Here is a 16,054-nt window from a genome sequence, read left to right on the forward strand (position 1 = left end):
GCCGACCGTCTAGCCTGACCGGTGTGAGCAGCCAGGAGCCCGGCGAGCAGGCCGGCAACGGGACCGACGAGAGCCCGGGCGGGCCCGAGCCGTCGGCTCTGGCCGAGACCGAGGCCGCACAGGAGCACGCCGTCCAGGAGGCACGGGAGGACGAGCCGCCGCTCGGACCCGACGAGGGCGAGCGGGAGGAGCGTCTCTTCCGCCGCTTCGCCCACCAGTGGGCCCTGCTGCGTGAGGAGCGCGAGGGCCGGCGGCACGTGCCGCCGTCCTTCGCGACCGGCCCGTCCAACCTGCGCCGCGCGGAGGTGCCCTACGGCCTCGACCTCGCGGCCGGGTGGGCGTGGCGGCTGCTGCTGATCGCCGGCGCGGGCTACCTGCTGCTGTGGCTGGTCGGCTACTTCGCCGTGGTGACGGTGCCGCTCGCGGTCGCCCTGCTCATCAGCGCGCTCGCCGCGCCCTTCGTGGACCTCATCGCCAAGGCCGGCGTACCGCGGGGACTGTCGGCCCTGCTGGTCGTCATCCTCGGCTTCGTCGTCGTCGGCTCGCTGCTGAACTTCGCCGGCCAGCAGGTCGCCGCGGGTGCGCAGGACCTCGCCGACTCGACCGTCCAGGGCCTGCAGGAGATCCGCGACTGGCTCAAGGACGGCCCGCTCAACGCGAGCGACTCCCAGATCAACGACTACATCAAGAGCGCCCAGGACATGATCCAGGAGCGCTCCCGCGACGGCGAGGTGATCACCCAGGTCACCGAGGTCGGCGCCGCGCTGGGCCACGTGGTCGCCGGGTTCTTCATCGCCCTGTTCGCCACCTACTTCTTCCTCGCCGACGGGGAGCGGATCTGGGCGTGGGTGGTGCGCCTCGCCCCGCGGGTGGCCCGCGAGCGCATGGACAGCTCGGGCCGCGTCGCCTGGATCTCGCTCGTCCAGTTCGTCCGCGCCACGGTCGTGGTCGCGCTCGTCGACGCGATCGGCATCGCGATCGGCGCCGCCGTCCTCGACGTGCCCTTCGTCCTCGCGATCGGCGTGCTGGTGTTCCTCGGCGCCTTCGTCCCGATGATCGGTGCCACGATCGCCGGCAGCGTGGCGATCCTGGTCGCGCTCGTCGACCAGGGGCCGGTCACGGCCCTGCTGATGCTCGCCGTGGTCATCGGCGTGCAGCAGCTCGAGGGGCACATCCTCCAGCCGTTCCTGCTGGGGCGCTGGGTCTCCGTGCACCCGCTCGGCGTGATCCTGGCGATCGCCTGCGGCGTGCTCGTCGCGGGGATCGCGGGCGCGCTCGTCGCCGTACCGCTGGCGGCGGCGGCGAACGCCGTCGTCCTGCACCTGGCCGAAATGGCCGAACCGCCGGCGCCCGAGGCGGAGGCCGGCGGTTCGCAGGAGGAACCTCAGCCGGTGTAGGGCTTCGCGTCGAGGATGATGACCGTCTGCTGCCTGCCGTTGACCTCGTAGCTCACGGTCTCGCCCTTGCTCCGGCCACTGATGGCCTGGCCGAGCGGCGACTGCGGCGAGTACACGGTCAGCCCCTCGGGCTCGATCTCGCGCGCGCCGAGGAGGAAGGACTCCGCCTCGTCGTCGTCATCGCCCTCGAACTTGTAGGTCACGACCATGCCGGGCTCGACGACCCCGTCGTCGGGAGGGGTCTCGCCGACCTCGGCACGGCGCAGCATGTCCTTGAGCTGGAGGATCCGGGCCTCGTTCTTGCCCTGCTCCTCACGGGCGGCGTGGTAGCCGCCGTTCTCCTTCAGGTCACCCTCGTCCCGCGCCGCGCTGATCTCGGCGACGATCTCGGCGCGCCGCGGGCCCTGGAGGTACTCCAGCTCGGCCTGCAGCTTGTCGTACGCGTCCTGGGTCAGCCAGATGATGTCCTGGCCGCTCTGGTCGGTCTGCGTCATGGGGTGCTCCTGTACAGCTCGCTTCGCTTGCGTACCCGTCCGGGTACAGAAACGACTACTTTACCGATAGCGCGGTTGTCCGTCGGCTTTGCAGCCGATCCACTCGACCGTGGTGGCGCGCCGCTCGGTGCGCACCGTGAGCTCCTGGACGACCGAGTCGTCGCGGTCCGGCGTGAAGCTCTGCTCGCCCACGACCGCCTTGTCGTGGGAGATGGCGCGTGCGGTGCAGGTCGCCGCGACCGGCTCGTCGCCGTAGGTCACCCGGACCCGGATGGTGGCGGTGTGGTCGTCGACGATCTCGTGCCCGATCTCCTGCGAGGAGACCGCCGGGTCCGCGTGGGAGAGCATCGCCCAGGCCAGCCAGGCCAGGAAGGCGAGGCAGACCGCGCCAGCGACGGCGAGCAGTGCCGTCCGGCGTCCGCGGGACGGCGCGCCGTACCGCTGGGCGAGGGACGGCGACTCGGACGCAGGGGTGGGGCTCACCGATCCATGGTCCCACGCGGGTGCTCCCTACGATGGGGGGCATGCCCTCCACCCCTGCGCCTGCCACCGACCGCTCCGGGCTGCGGTTGATGCACGTCCACGCCCACCCCGACGACGAGTCGAGCAAGGGCGCCGCGTCGACCGCGATGTACGCCGCCCAGGGCGCCGACGTCCGCGTGGTGACCTGCACCGGGGGCGAGCGCGGCTCGATCCTCAACCCGAAGATGGACCGTCCCGAGATCCTCGCCAACATCAGCGAGGTCCGCCGCCAGGAGATGGAGCGGGCCCGCGACATCCTCGGGATCTCGCAGTCCTGGCTCGGCTTCGTCGACTCCGGCTGGCCGGAGGGCGACCCGAAGCCGCCGCTGCCGGAGGGCTGCTTCGCGCTGGTCCCGCTGGAGGAGGCGACCGAGCGGCTGGTGCGGCTCATCCGGGAGTTCCGCCCGCACGTGATGACGACGTACGACGAGCGCGGCGGCTACCCGCACCCCGACCACATCCGCTGTCACGAGGTGAGCGTGGCGGCCTTCGAGGCCGCCGGCGACCCGGACCGCTTCCCCGAGGCGGGCGAGCCGTGGCAGCCGCTCAAGCTCTACTACCACCACTCGTTCAACCGCCCGCGGATGCAGGCGCTGCACGACGCGATGCTCGAGCACGGCCTGGAGTCGCCGTGGGCCGAGCGGCTCAAGGAGTGGACGCCGGAGCCGGAGTGGGACGCCCGGATCACCACGCGGGTGCCCTGCGCCGACTACTTCGGCGTGCGCGACCAGGCGCTGCTGGCCCACGCGACCCAGATCGACCCGGACGGGCACTGGTTCGCCATCCCGCGCGAGGTGCAGCAGGAGGTCTGGCCCACCGAGGACTTCGAGCTCGTCACCAGCCATGTCGACGCGCCGACCCCGGAGGACGACCTCTTCGCCGGCATCACCCCCGATGCCTGACCGGCGCGCCGCCTGAGACACTGACGTCATGCACGCCGCCGTCGCCACCGTCGTCTCCGTCCTCGCCGCGAAGGACAAGCCGGTCGACCAGGACACGAACATCGTGGCGGGCTGGACGGCGTTCTGGATCTTCGTCGCGCTGATCGCGGCCGTCGCGGTCATCGGCTGGGCGCTCACCCGCAGCCTGCGCACGGCCCAGCGGGCGAAGGACGCGGGCGTGTACGGCGACGAGCCGGCCGCCGACCCCGACACTGACTCCGACTCCCCGAAGGACTCCTGACGCACCTGAGGGCCCGCGGGGTCCTCAGGAGAGCAGGTAGCCGCCCACCAGGGCGACGATCTCGTCGAGCAGCTGGTCGCGGCCGACGGCCGCCGGCTGGTCGAGCACCCAGCGCATCGCGAGGTTCTCGATCGCGAGGACGACGACCCAGGCGGCGACGGCCGGCTCCGGCCGCCGCGTGGCCTCGGGCCGCGCCGCCAGGTAGGTGGCCGCCAGCTCGCGCACCCGTCGCTCCAGCGCCGCACGGCGCTCCCTGCTGCGCTGCACAGGCAGCTCCTCCGCGACCACGCGCAGCAGCTCCCGGTCGGCCTCGAGGGCGCTGAGGAGGGCGTCGGCGGTGTCGCGGACCATGTCCGGGCCGAAGGTGCCGATCCGGTCGGCCAGGGAGGCGGCGACCCGCTCGGCGACCTCCTCCCAGTAGCGGTCGATGACGACGTCGAGGATCGCGGCCTTGTCGGGGAAGTACTGGTAGAGCGATCCGGGGCTCACGCCCGCGACGGTGGCGACCCGGTTGGTGCTGAAGGCGTCGTAGCCGCGCTCGACGAGCACCGTGCGACCGGCCGCGACCAGCCGCTCGACCATCTCCCGGGACCGGGCCTGCTGCGGGGCCTTGCGCATGCGGGCGACGGTAGCGGAATCGCGAGTTGAATGCGAGTAAATGCTCGCGTCACGATGGTCCCATGAGCACCGACGTGGCCCCCGTGGCCGACACCCCTCGCGAGCAGCCCTATCCGACCCGGTTCCGCGCCGGCGGCGAGCGCAACCGGCGCCTGGGACGAGCGCTCAAGGTCGTGGGCAGGGTCCACGACGTCGACGAGGCGCTGCTCGACCGGATCGGCAGGGCGATGTTCGAGCGCGACGAGCTGGGTGCGCGGCTCGCGGACGCGATCCGGTTGCGAGGGGACGCTCCCGGGCGGGTGCGGATGGACCAGTTCCGGCGGGCGCTGGAGGGCGGGCTCGCCGCCGTGCCGGACGCGCCACCGGCGCTCGCGGAGTTCATGACCGCGGTCGAGACCGACCCGGCCTGGCTCGACCGCGACCTGGTCGAGGAGGGCGCCCGGGTCTTCCGGCGGCTCGGGCAGAACGCGCAGGACGTGCTGCTGCAGCTGTCCCTCGTCGGCGGCTACCGCTTCGGCGGTCCGACGGACCTGCTCGTCGCCACGGGCGGTCTCACCGGCAGCCAGACGCTGCGACGGCTGGCCGAGACCCAGAAGTGGGGTGCCAGCCTCACCGACCCCGGCTCGCTGGAGGCGCCACGCGCGGGCCGGGCGCCGGGGGAGGGCTGGCGGCTCACGGTCCACGTCCGGCTCATGCACGCCCTGGTCAACCACGCCTTCGAGGACAGCTGGGACAGCGCGCAGTGGGGGCTGCCGATCAACCAGGCCGACCAGGCCTCGACCCTCGGCCTCTTCGACGGCGTGCTCATCATCGGCTCGCGGGCGCTCGGCGTACCCATCTCGCAGGCGGAGTCCGCGGCCCTCATGCACCTGTGGAAGTACGTCGGCTGGCTGATGGGCGTGCACGAGGACTTCCTCGTCGACGACGAGTGGGAGCGCCACCGCATCGACTACCACGTGCTGCTCGCGCAGGGCCCCCTCACCGAGGCCGGGCCGCAGCTCGCACGCGCCGTCGTCGAGGCCCAGGCGCTGCGGCACTATCCCGGCTGGCCCACGGCCCTGCAGCCGCTGCGCGCCCGCTACGAGCGCGAGCGCCTGCTGTCGATGCTCACCGTCTTCCTCGGCCCCGAGAGCATGCGGGAGTTCGGCCTGCCGCTCCGCCTGCCCTGGGCGCACGCCTACCTGCTCGGGCTCAACACGGTCCGCTACCGGGTCCTCAAGCACCTGCCCGGCGGCCGGGACCGGCTGGCCGCCTGGGGCTCGCGCCGCGCCCGGTGGCTGCTGGACAGCTACTTCCAGGGTGAGCGGGAGGCGGTCGGCGAGCTGCGGGCGTAGGGGGCGGGGCCCGGGGGAAGGTCAAACAGCAGCGGCGCCGACCCCGAGGGGTCGACGCCGCTGACCGACGAGGTCGGTGATCAGCCCATGGCCGCCTTCTGGCAGGTGGTCTGAGCGGCGGTGAACAGCTCGGCGTCGGCCGGGTCGATGCCGGTCGCGTCGCTGTCGGCCAGCGCCTGGAGGGTCTTCGGGGAGGCGTCCTCGTAGACCTCGTCGATGAAGCAGGTGACGACCTTGTTGACGATGTCGTCGGGCATGTCGATGCCGGTCTGCTCGCCGGTCTGCTTCACGATGTCGCTGTAGCCGGCGATGACGTCCTCGCGCGACGGCTTGTCGCCGTCGGCCTCGGGGGCCTCCTCGGTCTCGGTCTCCTCGGTGGCCTCGGTCTCGGTCTCGGCGCTCTGCGAGGTCTTGTCCTCGGCGTCGGGCTTGTCGGCGTCGTCGTTGCCGCACGCGGTCAGCAGCCCGGACAGTCCGATGGTCGCAGCCAGGAGCAGGCCGGGAATTCGTGCACGCATTCTGGGGTGTCCCTCCGTAGTCGGTCGAGGCGCCGTCGTCGTAGGGCCTCGTCCGGCCCTTCCTACCCGCTTCCCGCGGGGCAAACCCAAATGCCGCGCAGTCGAGTGCCCTGTGATCTATCGCTCACCGGCGCCGTGCACTGTCGGCGCCGTGTGGGAGATTCCTGTCGTGGCTCGTCAGACCCGCCCCGACGTTCCCGGCGCCCATCTCGCTCGGCTGCGCGCGATCTTCGCCCGCCTGCCCGAGGTCCGCGAGGAGGACGCGTGGGTCGGCGTGCGCTGGCGGGTGGCCGGGACGACCGCCACCGTCGCGCACGTATTCGGCGGCGAGGACCAGCTCTTCCGCGTGACCTTCCGCGCCGAGCCCGACGAGGTGATGGCCTTCCAGCACCTCGGCACGCCGTACTTCAAGGCCGAGTGGGGAGGCAACGTCGTCGGCATGCTGGTCGACGACGAGACGGACTGGGTCGAGCTCGGCGAGCTGCTCACCGACTCCTACTGCCTGCAGGCGCCGCAGCGCCTCGTCGCCCTGGTGGACCGGCCGTCCTCGACCCCGTCCTAGAGTCGGCGCCATGACCGCCGTGCAGACGATCCGGGTCGAGCGCACCCTCGTGATCGGCCTGAACCGGCCGGCCAAGCGCAACGCGATCAACGCGGACGCGACCCGCGGGCTGGACGAGGCGCTCAACCTGCTCGAGGACGACGACGACCTCTGGTGCGGCGTGCTCACCGGCGGCCCGGAGGTGTTCTCGGCGGGCGCCGACCTCGCCGAGGGCCCGGGCGAGCCGACCGCGCGCGGCGGCATCGCGGGGATCATGTCGCGTGCGCGACCCAAGCCGCTGGTCGCCGCGGTCGAGGGCTACGCGCTGGGCGGCGGCCTGGAGCTGGTCCTGTGCTGCGACCTCGTCGTGGCCTCGCGCACGGCCGTCTTCGGCTTCCCCGAGGTCAAGCGAGGCCTGTTGCCCGACTTCGGCGGGGTCTTCCGCGCGCCGCGCGTGCTGCCGGCCAATGTCGCGCGGGAGATGCTGCTGACCGGGGAGCCGATCGACGCCGAGCGCGCCGAGCGGCTCGGCTTCGTCAACCGTCTCGTCCAGCCGGGCGCGACCCTCGACGTCGCGCTCGGGCTCGCCGCGACCATCAACGGCAACGCGCCGCTCGCCGTACGGTCCGCGCTCGCCCTCGCGTACGACGAGATCAACGGTGACGAGACCGCGAGCTGGGCGGCCAGCCATGCCGCGCACGAGCGGCTGCTCGCCTCCGCCGACGTCGCGGAGGGGATCGCGGCGTTCTTCGAGCGCCGCGAGCCGCGCTGGACCGGACGCTAGACCGCGCTCGGGCCGCCCTCAGCCGTCGACCGGTGGTCGCGCCGGGCAGGCGGCCGGATGACGGGTTTCCTCCCCAACCGCCCCGGGCACAGTCGCCCCCGGAGGAGGTGCCCATGTACGGAGACACTCGGGTGATCCGTCGGCTCGCCACCCGGATGGACGAGCGCGCCGTCGAGCTGTGCGCCGCCGCCGACCGGCTGGTCTCCGCCGCCGACCGGCTGGTCTCCGCCGCCGACCGGGCCCAGTGGTGGTCGGTCGGAGGGGACCGGATGCGGGTGCAGGTCCGGGACCGGGCGACCCGGTTGCGCGCCGTCGCGACGGAGTACGAGGAGGCCGCCGAGCGGCTCCGCGCGCATGCCGCCGAGGTCGACGAGCTCACCGCGCTCATCGCCGCGATCGAGAGGCGGGTGAGCAGCCTCGTCGAGGGCGCCGTCGAGCGGCTGCGGGCGGCAGGGCACGCCCTCGTCGAAGGTCTCAAGGACGGCGCCCGCGCCGTGGGCAGCCTGCTCACGGGCGGGAGCGAGCCCGATCCTCGCGACGTCCGCCTGGCGCAGTACGCCGGGCCCCCGTCCGGCGGCAAGGCGTGGCTGGACGTGCCCGAGCAGCTGGGGATCCGGGTCTGATGCCGACCGTCGTGCTCGGGCACGGGTCGCGCGCCGGCCGGGACGTCGTCGTCCCCGGTCGGGTCCGGGTCGAGCTCGCCGAGCTCGTGGAGCTGGCACGGCAGGGAGGGCACCGGCTGCCCTTCGACGTCTCCTCGATCGGGACCGCCCTCGTGGGAGACGGTGCCCCCGCCGGGCGCTCCTGGCTCGCGCGCCTGTCGCCCGAGCCGCAGGCGGCGCCCCCGGACGCCCTGGCCCGGCTGCTCGCCGAGCAGGCCGCCCGCGCGCGCCGGTCGGCCGCGGACCCCGACCGCGCCGCGGTGCGGGACGCGATGGTCGAGGCGGTCGGGGTGCTCGCCGGCGCCGAGGCCGTCGTCGACGTCGAGCTCGGCGCCCGTCTGGAGGACGGGCCTCCGACCCAGGCGCGTGCCTGGGTCGGCGTCCGCGGTGAGACCGCGGCCTCGCTCGCGACCGTGACGGGCGCCGAGCTGGAGCTCGCCTGGGGTGCGACGGCTGCGCTGCCGGAGATCCTCGCCCACCTGGTCCGGCTGCCGGACCCGCCGGGCCGTCCCGAGCCGGAGATCCCGTCTGCCTTCACGGTGCCGGTCGAGGTCCTCGCCGCGTCCGGCCTCGGCCCCGCGCAGCATCGCGACGACCTCCTCCCCGCGCTCGTCGCGCGCTTCCCCGGCGCGGTGACCGGCCCCGACGGTGAGCCGTACGACGCCCGCGCGGCCCTCGTGCTCGTGCGCACCCTGGTGGAGCGGCTGACCGCCCGGCTGCGGGTCGTCGTCCCGGGCCGGCACGGGGACGCGGCCGGCGCGGTGGTGTGGATGCGGGTCGGGAGCCGGTGGCTCAGCATGCGCCCCGACGTGGTCGCCGGCGTCCCGGTCGCGCGCGCCCGTGCCGTCGTACCGCGGGACCTGGCGCGCGAGGTCGGCCCGGTGCTGGCGCGGGTCTGGGGGCGTGATGGGCAGGGGTGACGGGATCGTCTCGGTCACCGGCGGATCGGGCGGGATCGAGGCGCGCTATGCGGACATCGAGACGCTGGCGCGCCTGTTCGACGACACCGGCGACGGCCTGCGCGCGACGGCCTGGGAGGACAAGGGGGTCCTCACCGACGGCGACCTCCTCGAGTCCGCCGTCCTCGCGCCGCACACCTTCGCCGCGGCCGAGGCCGCGGTGCTCCAGGCCACGGTGCTCCCGGGAGGGCTGGCCGCCGAGGCGCTCGACCTCGAGGTCGACGCGCTCGCGATGCAGGCCAACGTCGTGATCCTCCGCGGCGTCGACGACCTCCAGCGCGGTGCCGTGGAGGCGGTCGACTATCTGTTGGGGCGCTCCCTCGGGGCGGTGCTGCCCAGCCTGCTCCTGGTCGGCGCCGCCGGCACCGTGCTCACCGTGGCGACCAACCCCGGGATCGCCGTGCTCGCCTCCCTGCATCGCGACCGGCTGGCGGCGGTGGCGCAGGAGGAGCTCGTCGAGCTCCTCGAGGAGCACCCCGAGACCGTGCAACACCTCCTCAACGGCGGCGGCGGGCTGGTCGACGGACTGACCGGCAACCTCCCGCCGGGCGTGCGCGAGCTCCTTCTCGCGCAGCTCGGCCTCGACCCGCTGCATCCGACGACCAACGACATCGCCGGGGACCTCGCCGGGCTCTTCGAGGACACCGGCGCGTCCGTGACCGAGGGTGGACAGGACCCGCGCTCGCTGCCCGCGCCGACCTCGCTGCAGGAGATGGTCGACAACCTGAGCCTGACCAACGACGGCGCCTCCGGCGAGATCGACATCGTCGCCATCGGGGAGGGGGACGACGTCCGCTACATCGTGAACCTCCCGGGCACCGACGACTTCGGGACAGGTGGGCCGGAGGTCCGCGACACGCTGGCCAACCTGCAGCTGATCGGCGGCGAGGACACGGCGTACGCGCGGGGCATCCGGGAGGCCATGGAGCGTGCCGGCATCCCCGCGGACGCGCCGGTCGCGCTCGTCGGCCACTCCCAGGGCGGGATGACGGCCGTGCACCTGGCCAGCGACCCGGCCTTCACCGACCGGTTCGACGTCCAGCACGTCGTCACCGCGGGGGCCCCGACGGCCCAGGTGCCGCGCCTGGACGACGACATCCAGACCCTCTCGCTGGAGAACGTGGGCGACCTGGTGCCGCTCACGGACGGCGAGGACAACCCCGACCAGCCGAACCGCACCACGGTGCGCTTCGACCACCCGACGGGCAGCGTCGCGGGCAACCACGCGCTGGAGACGTACAGCGCCGGCGCCGCACTGGTCGACCGGTCCGGCGACCCCTCCCTCGCCGAGAGCCTCGCGCAGCTGCGCGAGGACGGCTTCCTGGTCAGCGCCGACCCCGACGAGCCGCGACCCGTGACCAGTACGACGACCTACACGATCGTGCGGCAGCCGTGACGCCGCACCGGTGGCTGCCGGCCCTCGCGGGCGCTGCGATGGTGCTCGCGGGGTGCGCGGACCGGCCCGGGGACGAGCTGAACGACCGGCTCGCCGAGCGGGAGACGGAGGTCGCCTCGTGCGAGGCGAGCGCCTGCGCCGACGAGCTCGCCGCCCTGGCGAGGGCACTCGGCGGCCTGCCGGGCGTCGTCGAGGTGGCCCAGGCCCGCTACCGCGAGGAGCAGGGGACCGCGGGCGCCCGGGTCGTGGGCGCGCTCGTCGTCGACCCAGGCGTCCGCTGCGACCGGCTCGAGGAGCAGGCGGCCGAGCTGGCCTGGCGGTCCTCGGTGAGCCCGCTGGCGGCGCTCCACCTCGACTGCGGCACGCCCGGCACGGACCCGGCGCAGCGCGACGCCGGCTATGTCGGGACGCCGGTCCGCCCGACCTCCGCGGCTCAGCTCGACGCCTGGGGGGACCGGGGCACGCTCCCGCCCGGCTGATCGCCCGGCTGGGCGGCCGGCTGGGCGGCGTACGCGCGGGCACGGGCGACCAGGGTCGCCTGGAACTCGCGCACCGGCACCGGCACCTGGGCGGTGCGGCGCTCGCGCAGCACCAGGTGGACGACGGTCTCGTCCCGGGCGATCGGCCGGGTCTCCAGGAGCCCGGCGCGGTGCAAGGGATCCCCGTGCACGGAGTAGTCCGGCAGCACCGTGATGCCGACCCCGTCCGCGACGAGGGCCTTGCCCATCTCGGCGCCGTCGGTGGTCTGCGCGACGGCCGGAAGCCGCGCGCCGAGCGCGCGGTGGACCCAGCGGTGCATCAGGTAGCCGGCCCGCATCATCACGAACCGCTCGGCGCGCAGGTCGTCGAGCGTGACCTCGGCCTGCTCCAGCAGGCGGTGGCCGGCGGGCAGTACGGCGACCGGCCGCCCGCGCAGGAGCCGCACGTCGTGGAGCCCGACGCCGAGGTCGTCGCCGTCGAGGAGGTTGACCAGCCCGAGGTCCAGGCTGCCCTCGGTCAGGGCCTCCTCGATCTGGGCCTGCTGGAGGGTGACGACCTCGACGACCGTCGTCGGGCGCTCCGCCTGGAAGGCCTGCACCGCGGGGACGAGCAGGGACGACGTCGCGGCGTGCACCGTGCCGACGCGGATGCTGCGGCGGTCGTTGCGCTGGTCGCCGGCGGCGGCGCGCAGCCGGTCGACGGCGGTCAGCACCTCGTTCATGTAGGGCAGCAGCTCCTGGCCCTCGCGGCTGATCCGCGAGCCGGAGCGGGTCCGGTCGAGCAGCGTGGTGCGCAGCTCGCGCTCGAGGCGGGTGATCGCCTCGCTGAGGGCCGGCTGGGAGATGTGCAGCTGCTCGCTGGCGCGCCGCAGCGACCCGTGCTGGGTGACCGCGCTCAGGTACTCCAGCTGCTCGATGCGCATGCCGCTCTCCGTCTCTCGCCTCCGGGTGGGCGGGTGGAGGTGATAAGGCCGGCCGATCGCCGGTTCGGTCGTTCCGGCGCCCGACCGCCTTCAGCCGACGCCGCCCGCCGGATAAAGTCGATCAAAGTACTTTACTTTAGTCAGGAGTCGCCATGAGCACCAACCACAGCGCCGTCGAGCCGCTGAAGTTCGCCTACTGGGTCCCGAACGTCAGTGGGGGCCTGGTCGTGAGCAAGATCGAGCAGCGCACCGACTGGGGCTACGACTACAACGTCGAGCTCGCCCGCCTCGCGGAGCGCAACGGCTTCGAGTACGCACTGTCGCAGGTGCGCTACATCGCGTCGTACGGCGCCGCCTACCAGCACGAGTCGACGTCGTTCAGCCTCGCCCTGCTCCTCGCGACGGAGCGGCTGAAGGTGATCGCGGCCGTGCACCCGGGGCTGTGGCACCCGGGCGTGCTCGCCAAGTGGATCGCCACCGCCGACCAGATCACGGGCGGCCGCGCCGCGGTCAACGTCGTGTCCGGCTGGTTCAAGGACGAGTTCACCAAGCTCGGCGAGCCCTGGCTCGAGCACGGCGAGCGCTACCGGCGCTCGGAGGAGTTCATCCGCTATCTGCGCGAGATCTGGACCTCCGAGCACGCCGAGCTCAACGGCGACTTCTACAACCTGCACGACTTCGACCTGCGCCCCAAGCCGGTGACCGGGCCGGGGCGCCCCCATCCGGAGATCTTCATGGGCGGCAACTCCACCGACGCTCGCGGCATGGGCGGCCGGGTCGCCGACTGGTACTTCGCCAACGGCAACACCCCGGAGGGGATCGCCGAGCAGATCCGCGACGTCTCCGACGTCGCCACGGTGCACGGACGCTCGGTGCGCTTCGGCGTGAACGGCTTCCTCATCGGCCGTGACACCGAGAGCGAGGCGCGCGACGTCCTGCGCGAGATCGTCGACAAGGCCGACCGGCAGGCCGTCGAGGGGTTCGGATCCGCCGTACGGCAGGCGGGCCGGTCGACCGGCGACGGGAAGGGCATGTGGCAGGACTCCGAGTTCGCCGACCTGGTGCAGTACAACGACGGCTTCCGCACCGGCCTGATCGGCACGCCGGAGCAGATCGCGCACCGGATGCTGGAGTACAAGCGCCTCGGCACCGACCTCTTCCTGCTGGGCTTCCTGCACTACCACGAGGACGTGGAGTACTTCGGCCGCGAGATCCTGCCGATCGTCCGCGAGCTCGAGGCCGCCGAGCTGGAGCGGGTCTGATGGTCGCCGCGACCCGCGAGGCGGCGTACGCCGTCCCGGTGCTGTCGGGCGAGCAGGCCGTCGCGACCGCTCGCGAGCTGGCGGCCGCCTTCGCGGCCGGGGCGGCGGAGCGGGACCGCACCCGGCAGCTTCCGACGGCCCAGGTCGAGGAGCTCTCGGCGTCGGGCCTGCTCGCGATCACCGTGCCGCGCGCGTACGGCGGCGCCGGGCTCGGGGCCGCCGTGCTCGCGGAGGTGCTGCGGCTGCTCGCGACGGGCGACCCGAGCGTCGCCCAGATCCCGCACAGCCACTTCGTCTACGTCAACGCGCTGCGCGAGCAGGGCACACCCGCCCAGCAGGAGTTCCTCTTCGGGGAGGTGCTGGCGGGGCGGCGGTTCGGCAACGCCCAGTCCGAGCTGGCGAGCAAGCACGTCCGGGAGCACGCGACGACGCTGCGTCCCGGAGTCACGGGGGAGGCCGCGGGGGAGTGGGTGCTCGACGGTGAGAAGGGCTACTGCACCGGGGCGGCGTTCGCGCACTGGATCCCGGTGCTCGCCCATCTCGGCGAGGGCGGCCCGCTGCACGTCGCGTGGGTGGAGCGCCTCGCTCCCGGGGTGACGGTGGTCGACGACTGGGACGGCCTGGGGCAGCGGACCACCGCGAGCGGGCGGGTGCTGCTCGACGGCGTGCGCGTCGCCGCGGACCGGGTCACGCCGTACCACCTGACCTTCGAGCGGCCGCAGACGTACGGCGCCTTCGCCCAGCTGCTGCACGCCGCCATCGACGTCGGCATCGCGCGCGCGGCCCTCACCGACGCCGCCGAGTTCGTCCGGACCAGGAGCCGGCCCTACCCCGACGCCGGGGTCGACCGGGCCGCCGACGACCCGCTGGTCGTCCACGCGTTCGGTGAGATGGAGCTCGCCGTCCGCGGGAGCGAGGCGCTCCTCGCCGAGGCGGGCCGGGAGGTCGACGCGGCGGACGCCGCGCTGACCGAGGAGTCCGCCGGCGCCGCGAGTCTCGCGGTGGCAGCTGCGCGGGCCAGCTCGGCCGCGGTGTCCGTCGACGTCGCCAGCCGGCTCTTCGAGGTCGGCGGGACCCGCTCGGCGCTGGCGGCGCTCGGGCTGGACCGGCACTGGCGCAACGCCCGGACCCACACCCTGCACGACCCCGCCGCCTGGAAGGTCCAGCACCTCGGCCGGCATGCCCTCGACGGCACGCCGCCGCCCAACCACGGCCAGATCTGAGGTTCCCATGACATTGAGATTCCACTGGTTCCTGCCCACCAACGGCGGCGACGGCCGCCATGTCGTCGGCGGCGGCCACGGCATCGCCGCCGGCAGTCCCGGCCGCCCCGGTGACATCGCGTACCTGACCCAGGTGGCCCGCGCCGCGGAGGACAACGGCTTCGAGGCGGCGCTGACGCCGACCGGCGCGTGGTGCGAGGACGCCTGGCTGACCACCGCCATGCTCAGCCAGACCTCGGAGCGGCTGAAGTTCCTCGTCGCCTTCCGGCCCGGGCAGGTCTCGCCCTTCCTCGCCGCGCAGATGGCGGGCACCTTCCAGAACCTCACCGGCGGGCGGCTGCTGCTGAACGTGGTGACCGGAGGGGAGAGCCACGAGCAGCGGATGTACGGCGACTTCCTCGACAAGGACGCCCGCTACGAGCGGTGCGACGAGTTCCTCGAGATCGTGCGCCGGCTCTGGGCCCGCGAGACCGTGGACCTGGAGGGCAGGCACCTCTCGGTCGCCGGAGCGTCGCTCGACCAGGTCCCGAGCCCCGTGCCCGAGATCTACTTCGGCGGCTCCTCGCCCGCCGCCGGCGTCGTCGCGGCGAAGCACGCCGACGTGTATCTCACCTGGGGCGAGCCGCCCGCCGCCGTCGCCGAGAAGGTGGCCTGGATCCGGCGCCTGGCCGCCGAGCAGGGACGCGGGCCGGACGAGCGGCCGATCAGGTTCGGCATCCGGATGCACACCATCACGCGCGACACCACCGAGGAGGCGTGGCGCGAGGCGGACCGGCTGCTCGCGCAGATCTCGCCGCAGGCGATCGAGCAGGCGCAGGCGGGCCTGCGGCTCAGTGAGTCGGAGGGCCAACGCCGCATGCTCGACCTGCACGGTGGCGCGACCGACGCGCTGGAGGTCTACCCCAACGTGTGGGCCGGCATCGGCCTGGTGCGCGGGGGAGCGGGGACCGCGCTGGTCGGCTCGCACGAGGAGGTGGCCGACCGGATCCAGGAGTACGCCGCCCTCGGGATCGAGGAGTTCGTGCTGTCGGCGTACCCGCATCTCGAGGGGGCCTACTGGTTCGGCGAGGGCGTGCTGCCGATCCTCGAGCGGCGCGGGGTGTGGAAGAACCCGGCGCCGGCGCGGCACGTCAACGCCGCCGTACCCTTCCGGGCCGCGGGTCAGGCGGTGGTCGCATGAGCGCCCTGGCCCTCCAGCGCGAGCCCGAGCCCGGCCGGAGGCCGGCGCCCGCGGACTTCGCCACCAACCAGGACCTCGACCCCGCGCGGCTGCGGGCGGCGTTCGGCTCCTTCCCGAGCGGCGTGGTCGCCGTCGCCGCCGAGGTCGACGGCCGGCTCACCGGGCTCGCGGCGAGCTCGTTCACCTCGGTGAGCCTGGACCCGCCGCTGGTCTCCTTCTCCATCGCGCGGACCTCCCGCACCTGGCCGGACCTGCGCCGCGCCGAGCGCCTCGGCGTCACCGTCCTCGCCGACCACCACGGCGCCGTCTGCCGCCAGTTGGCGGGCGCCGTCGCCGACCGCTTCACCGGCCTCCCCGTCTCGGTCAGCGACCGCGGCGCGGCCACCCTCGACGACGGCCTCGCCCGCTTCGACACCTCCATCCACCGCGAGGTCGAGGCCGGCGACCACGTCATCGTGCTGCTGCGCGTCGAGGGCATCGACCACGACGCCGCCGCACCCGCCGACGGGCCGCTGGTCTTCCACCGGTCCGGGTTCGAGCGGCTCGGGCGTGGGGAGCGGACGCCGGGCTGAGGCGGGTG

The 16,054-nt window shown here is 73.8% G+C and carries 19 protein-coding genes; 14 read left to right on the plus strand and 5 right to left on the minus strand.

The window, feature by feature from the left end:
* The first annotated feature begins 23 nt into the window (after positions 1-23).
* Positions 24-1,397, plus strand: coding sequence for an AI-2E family transporter (locus ACJ5H2_RS04810; protein WP_408898431.1), 1,374 nt, complete (start codon positions 24-26; stop codon positions 1,395-1,397).
* Here the strand turns inward: ACJ5H2_RS04810 and greA are convergent.
* On the minus strand, positions 1,385-1,891 hold the full coding sequence (greA, locus tag ACJ5H2_RS04815; protein WP_408898432.1) for a transcription elongation factor GreA: 507 nt from the start codon (positions 1,889-1,891) through the stop codon (positions 1,385-1,387). The two genes, ACJ5H2_RS04810 and greA, sit on opposite strands and share 13 nt — an antisense overlap.
* 60 nt (positions 1,892-1,951) lie before the next feature.
* Positions 1,952-2,374, minus strand: a complete 423-nt coding sequence (locus ACJ5H2_RS04820; protein WP_408898433.1) for a DUF4307 domain-containing protein — start codon at positions 2,372-2,374, stop codon at positions 1,952-1,954.
* Between the two features lie 41 nt (positions 2,375-2,415).
* On the opposite strand from ACJ5H2_RS04820, the gene mca reads away from it, so the two are divergent.
* Complete coding sequence (gene mca, locus ACJ5H2_RS04825; protein ID WP_408898434.1) at positions 2,416-3,315, plus strand: mycothiol conjugate amidase Mca; 900 nt, start codon at positions 2,416-2,418, stop codon at positions 3,313-3,315.
* A gap of 28 nt (positions 3,316-3,343) precedes the next feature.
* Positions 3,344-3,595, plus strand: a complete 252-nt coding sequence (locus tag ACJ5H2_RS04830) for a hypothetical protein (RefSeq protein WP_408898435.1) — start codon at positions 3,344-3,346, stop codon at positions 3,593-3,595.
* 24 nt (positions 3,596-3,619) lie between these two features.
* Here the strand turns inward: ACJ5H2_RS04830 and ACJ5H2_RS04835 are convergent, their stop codons facing one another.
* The gene (locus tag ACJ5H2_RS04835) at positions 3,620-4,213 is read right to left on the minus strand and encodes a TetR/AcrR family transcriptional regulator (RefSeq protein WP_408898436.1); all 594 of its coding nucleotides are present in this window, start codon (positions 4,211-4,213) and stop codon (positions 3,620-3,622) included.
* A gap of 62 nt (positions 4,214-4,275) precedes the next feature.
* Between ACJ5H2_RS04835 and ACJ5H2_RS04840 the strand changes: the two genes are divergently transcribed.
* Entirely contained in the window at positions 4,276-5,547 is a 1,272-nt protein-coding gene (locus ACJ5H2_RS04840; protein WP_408898437.1) for an oxygenase MpaB family protein, read from the plus strand.
* 80 nt (positions 5,548-5,627) lie between these two features.
* On the opposite strand, the gene ACJ5H2_RS04845 is transcribed toward ACJ5H2_RS04840, so the two are convergent.
* Positions 5,628-6,065, minus strand: coding sequence for a hypothetical protein (locus ACJ5H2_RS04845; RefSeq protein ID WP_408898438.1), 438 nt, complete (start codon positions 6,063-6,065; stop codon positions 5,628-5,630).
* 169 nt (positions 6,066-6,234) lie between these two features.
* Here ACJ5H2_RS04845 and ACJ5H2_RS04850 point away from each other — a divergent pair, with 169 nt between their 5' ends.
* The 6 genes from ACJ5H2_RS04850 (at position 6,235) to ACJ5H2_RS04875 (ending at position 10,886) form a co-directional block, all read left to right on the plus strand.
* Positions 6,235-6,627 (plus strand): MmcQ/YjbR family DNA-binding protein, encoded by a 393-nt coding sequence (locus ACJ5H2_RS04850; protein ID WP_408898439.1) that lies wholly within the window; start codon positions 6,235-6,237, stop codon positions 6,625-6,627.
* 10 nt (positions 6,628-6,637) lie between these two features.
* Positions 6,638-7,390 carry an enoyl-CoA hydratase-related protein gene (locus ACJ5H2_RS04855; protein ID WP_408898440.1) on the plus strand — a complete coding sequence of 251 codons (753 nt, stop codon included), beginning with the start codon at positions 6,638-6,640 and terminating at the stop codon, positions 7,388-7,390.
* A 113-nt stretch (positions 7,391-7,503) separates the two neighbouring features.
* Positions 7,504-8,013, plus strand: coding sequence for a hypothetical protein (locus tag ACJ5H2_RS04860; protein WP_408898441.1), 510 nt, complete (start codon positions 7,504-7,506; stop codon positions 8,011-8,013).
* The gene (locus tag ACJ5H2_RS04865) at positions 8,013-8,972 is read left to right on the plus strand and encodes a hypothetical protein (RefSeq protein ID WP_408898442.1); all 960 of its coding nucleotides are present in this window, start codon (positions 8,013-8,015) and stop codon (positions 8,970-8,972) included. The genes ACJ5H2_RS04860 and ACJ5H2_RS04865 overlap by 1 nt, the downstream gene beginning before the upstream one ends.
* Complete coding sequence (locus ACJ5H2_RS04870; protein ID WP_408898443.1) at positions 8,956-10,407, plus strand: hypothetical protein; 1,452 nt, start codon at positions 8,956-8,958, stop codon at positions 10,405-10,407. The genes ACJ5H2_RS04865 and ACJ5H2_RS04870 overlap by 17 nt, the downstream gene beginning before the upstream one ends.
* Entirely contained in the window at positions 10,404-10,886 is a 483-nt protein-coding gene (locus ACJ5H2_RS04875; protein ID WP_408898444.1) for a hypothetical protein, read from the plus strand. The genes ACJ5H2_RS04870 and ACJ5H2_RS04875 overlap by 4 nt, the downstream gene beginning before the upstream one ends.
* Here the strand turns inward: ACJ5H2_RS04875 and ACJ5H2_RS04880 are convergent.
* Complete coding sequence (locus ACJ5H2_RS04880; RefSeq protein ID WP_408898445.1) at positions 10,841-11,809, minus strand: LysR family transcriptional regulator; 969 nt, start codon at positions 11,807-11,809, stop codon at positions 10,841-10,843. The genes ACJ5H2_RS04875 and ACJ5H2_RS04880 overlap by 46 nt on opposite strands.
* A 152-nt stretch (positions 11,810-11,961) precedes the next feature.
* Between ACJ5H2_RS04880 and sfnG the strand changes: the two genes are divergently transcribed.
* The 4 genes from sfnG to ACJ5H2_RS04900 are packed head-to-tail and all read left to right on the plus strand — an operon-like array spanning position 11,962 to position 16,046.
* Positions 11,962-13,071, plus strand: coding sequence for a dimethylsulfone monooxygenase SfnG (sfnG, locus tag ACJ5H2_RS04885; protein WP_408898446.1), 1,110 nt, complete (start codon positions 11,962-11,964; stop codon positions 13,069-13,071).
* Complete coding sequence (locus ACJ5H2_RS04890; protein WP_408898447.1) at positions 13,071-14,294, plus strand: SfnB family sulfur acquisition oxidoreductase; 1,224 nt, start codon at positions 13,071-13,073, stop codon at positions 14,292-14,294. Before sfnG ends, ACJ5H2_RS04890 begins: the two co-directional genes overlap by 1 nt.
* Positions 14,295-14,301: 7 nt before the next feature.
* Positions 14,302-15,474 (plus strand): LLM class flavin-dependent oxidoreductase, encoded by a 1,173-nt coding sequence (locus ACJ5H2_RS04895; RefSeq protein WP_408898448.1) that lies wholly within the window; start codon positions 14,302-14,304, stop codon positions 15,472-15,474.
* Positions 15,471-16,046: a flavin reductase family protein gene (locus ACJ5H2_RS04900; RefSeq protein WP_408898449.1), complete on the plus strand. Its 576-nt coding sequence runs from the start codon at positions 15,471-15,473 to the stop codon at positions 16,044-16,046. The genes ACJ5H2_RS04895 and ACJ5H2_RS04900 overlap by 4 nt, the downstream gene beginning before the upstream one ends.
* Positions 16,047-16,054: the final 8 nt, after the last annotated feature.

This window comes from Nocardioides pymetrozini, from assembly GCF_046058985.1.
Classification (GTDB): domain Bacteria; phylum Actinomycetota; class Actinomycetes; order Propionibacteriales; family Nocardioidaceae; genus Nocardioides.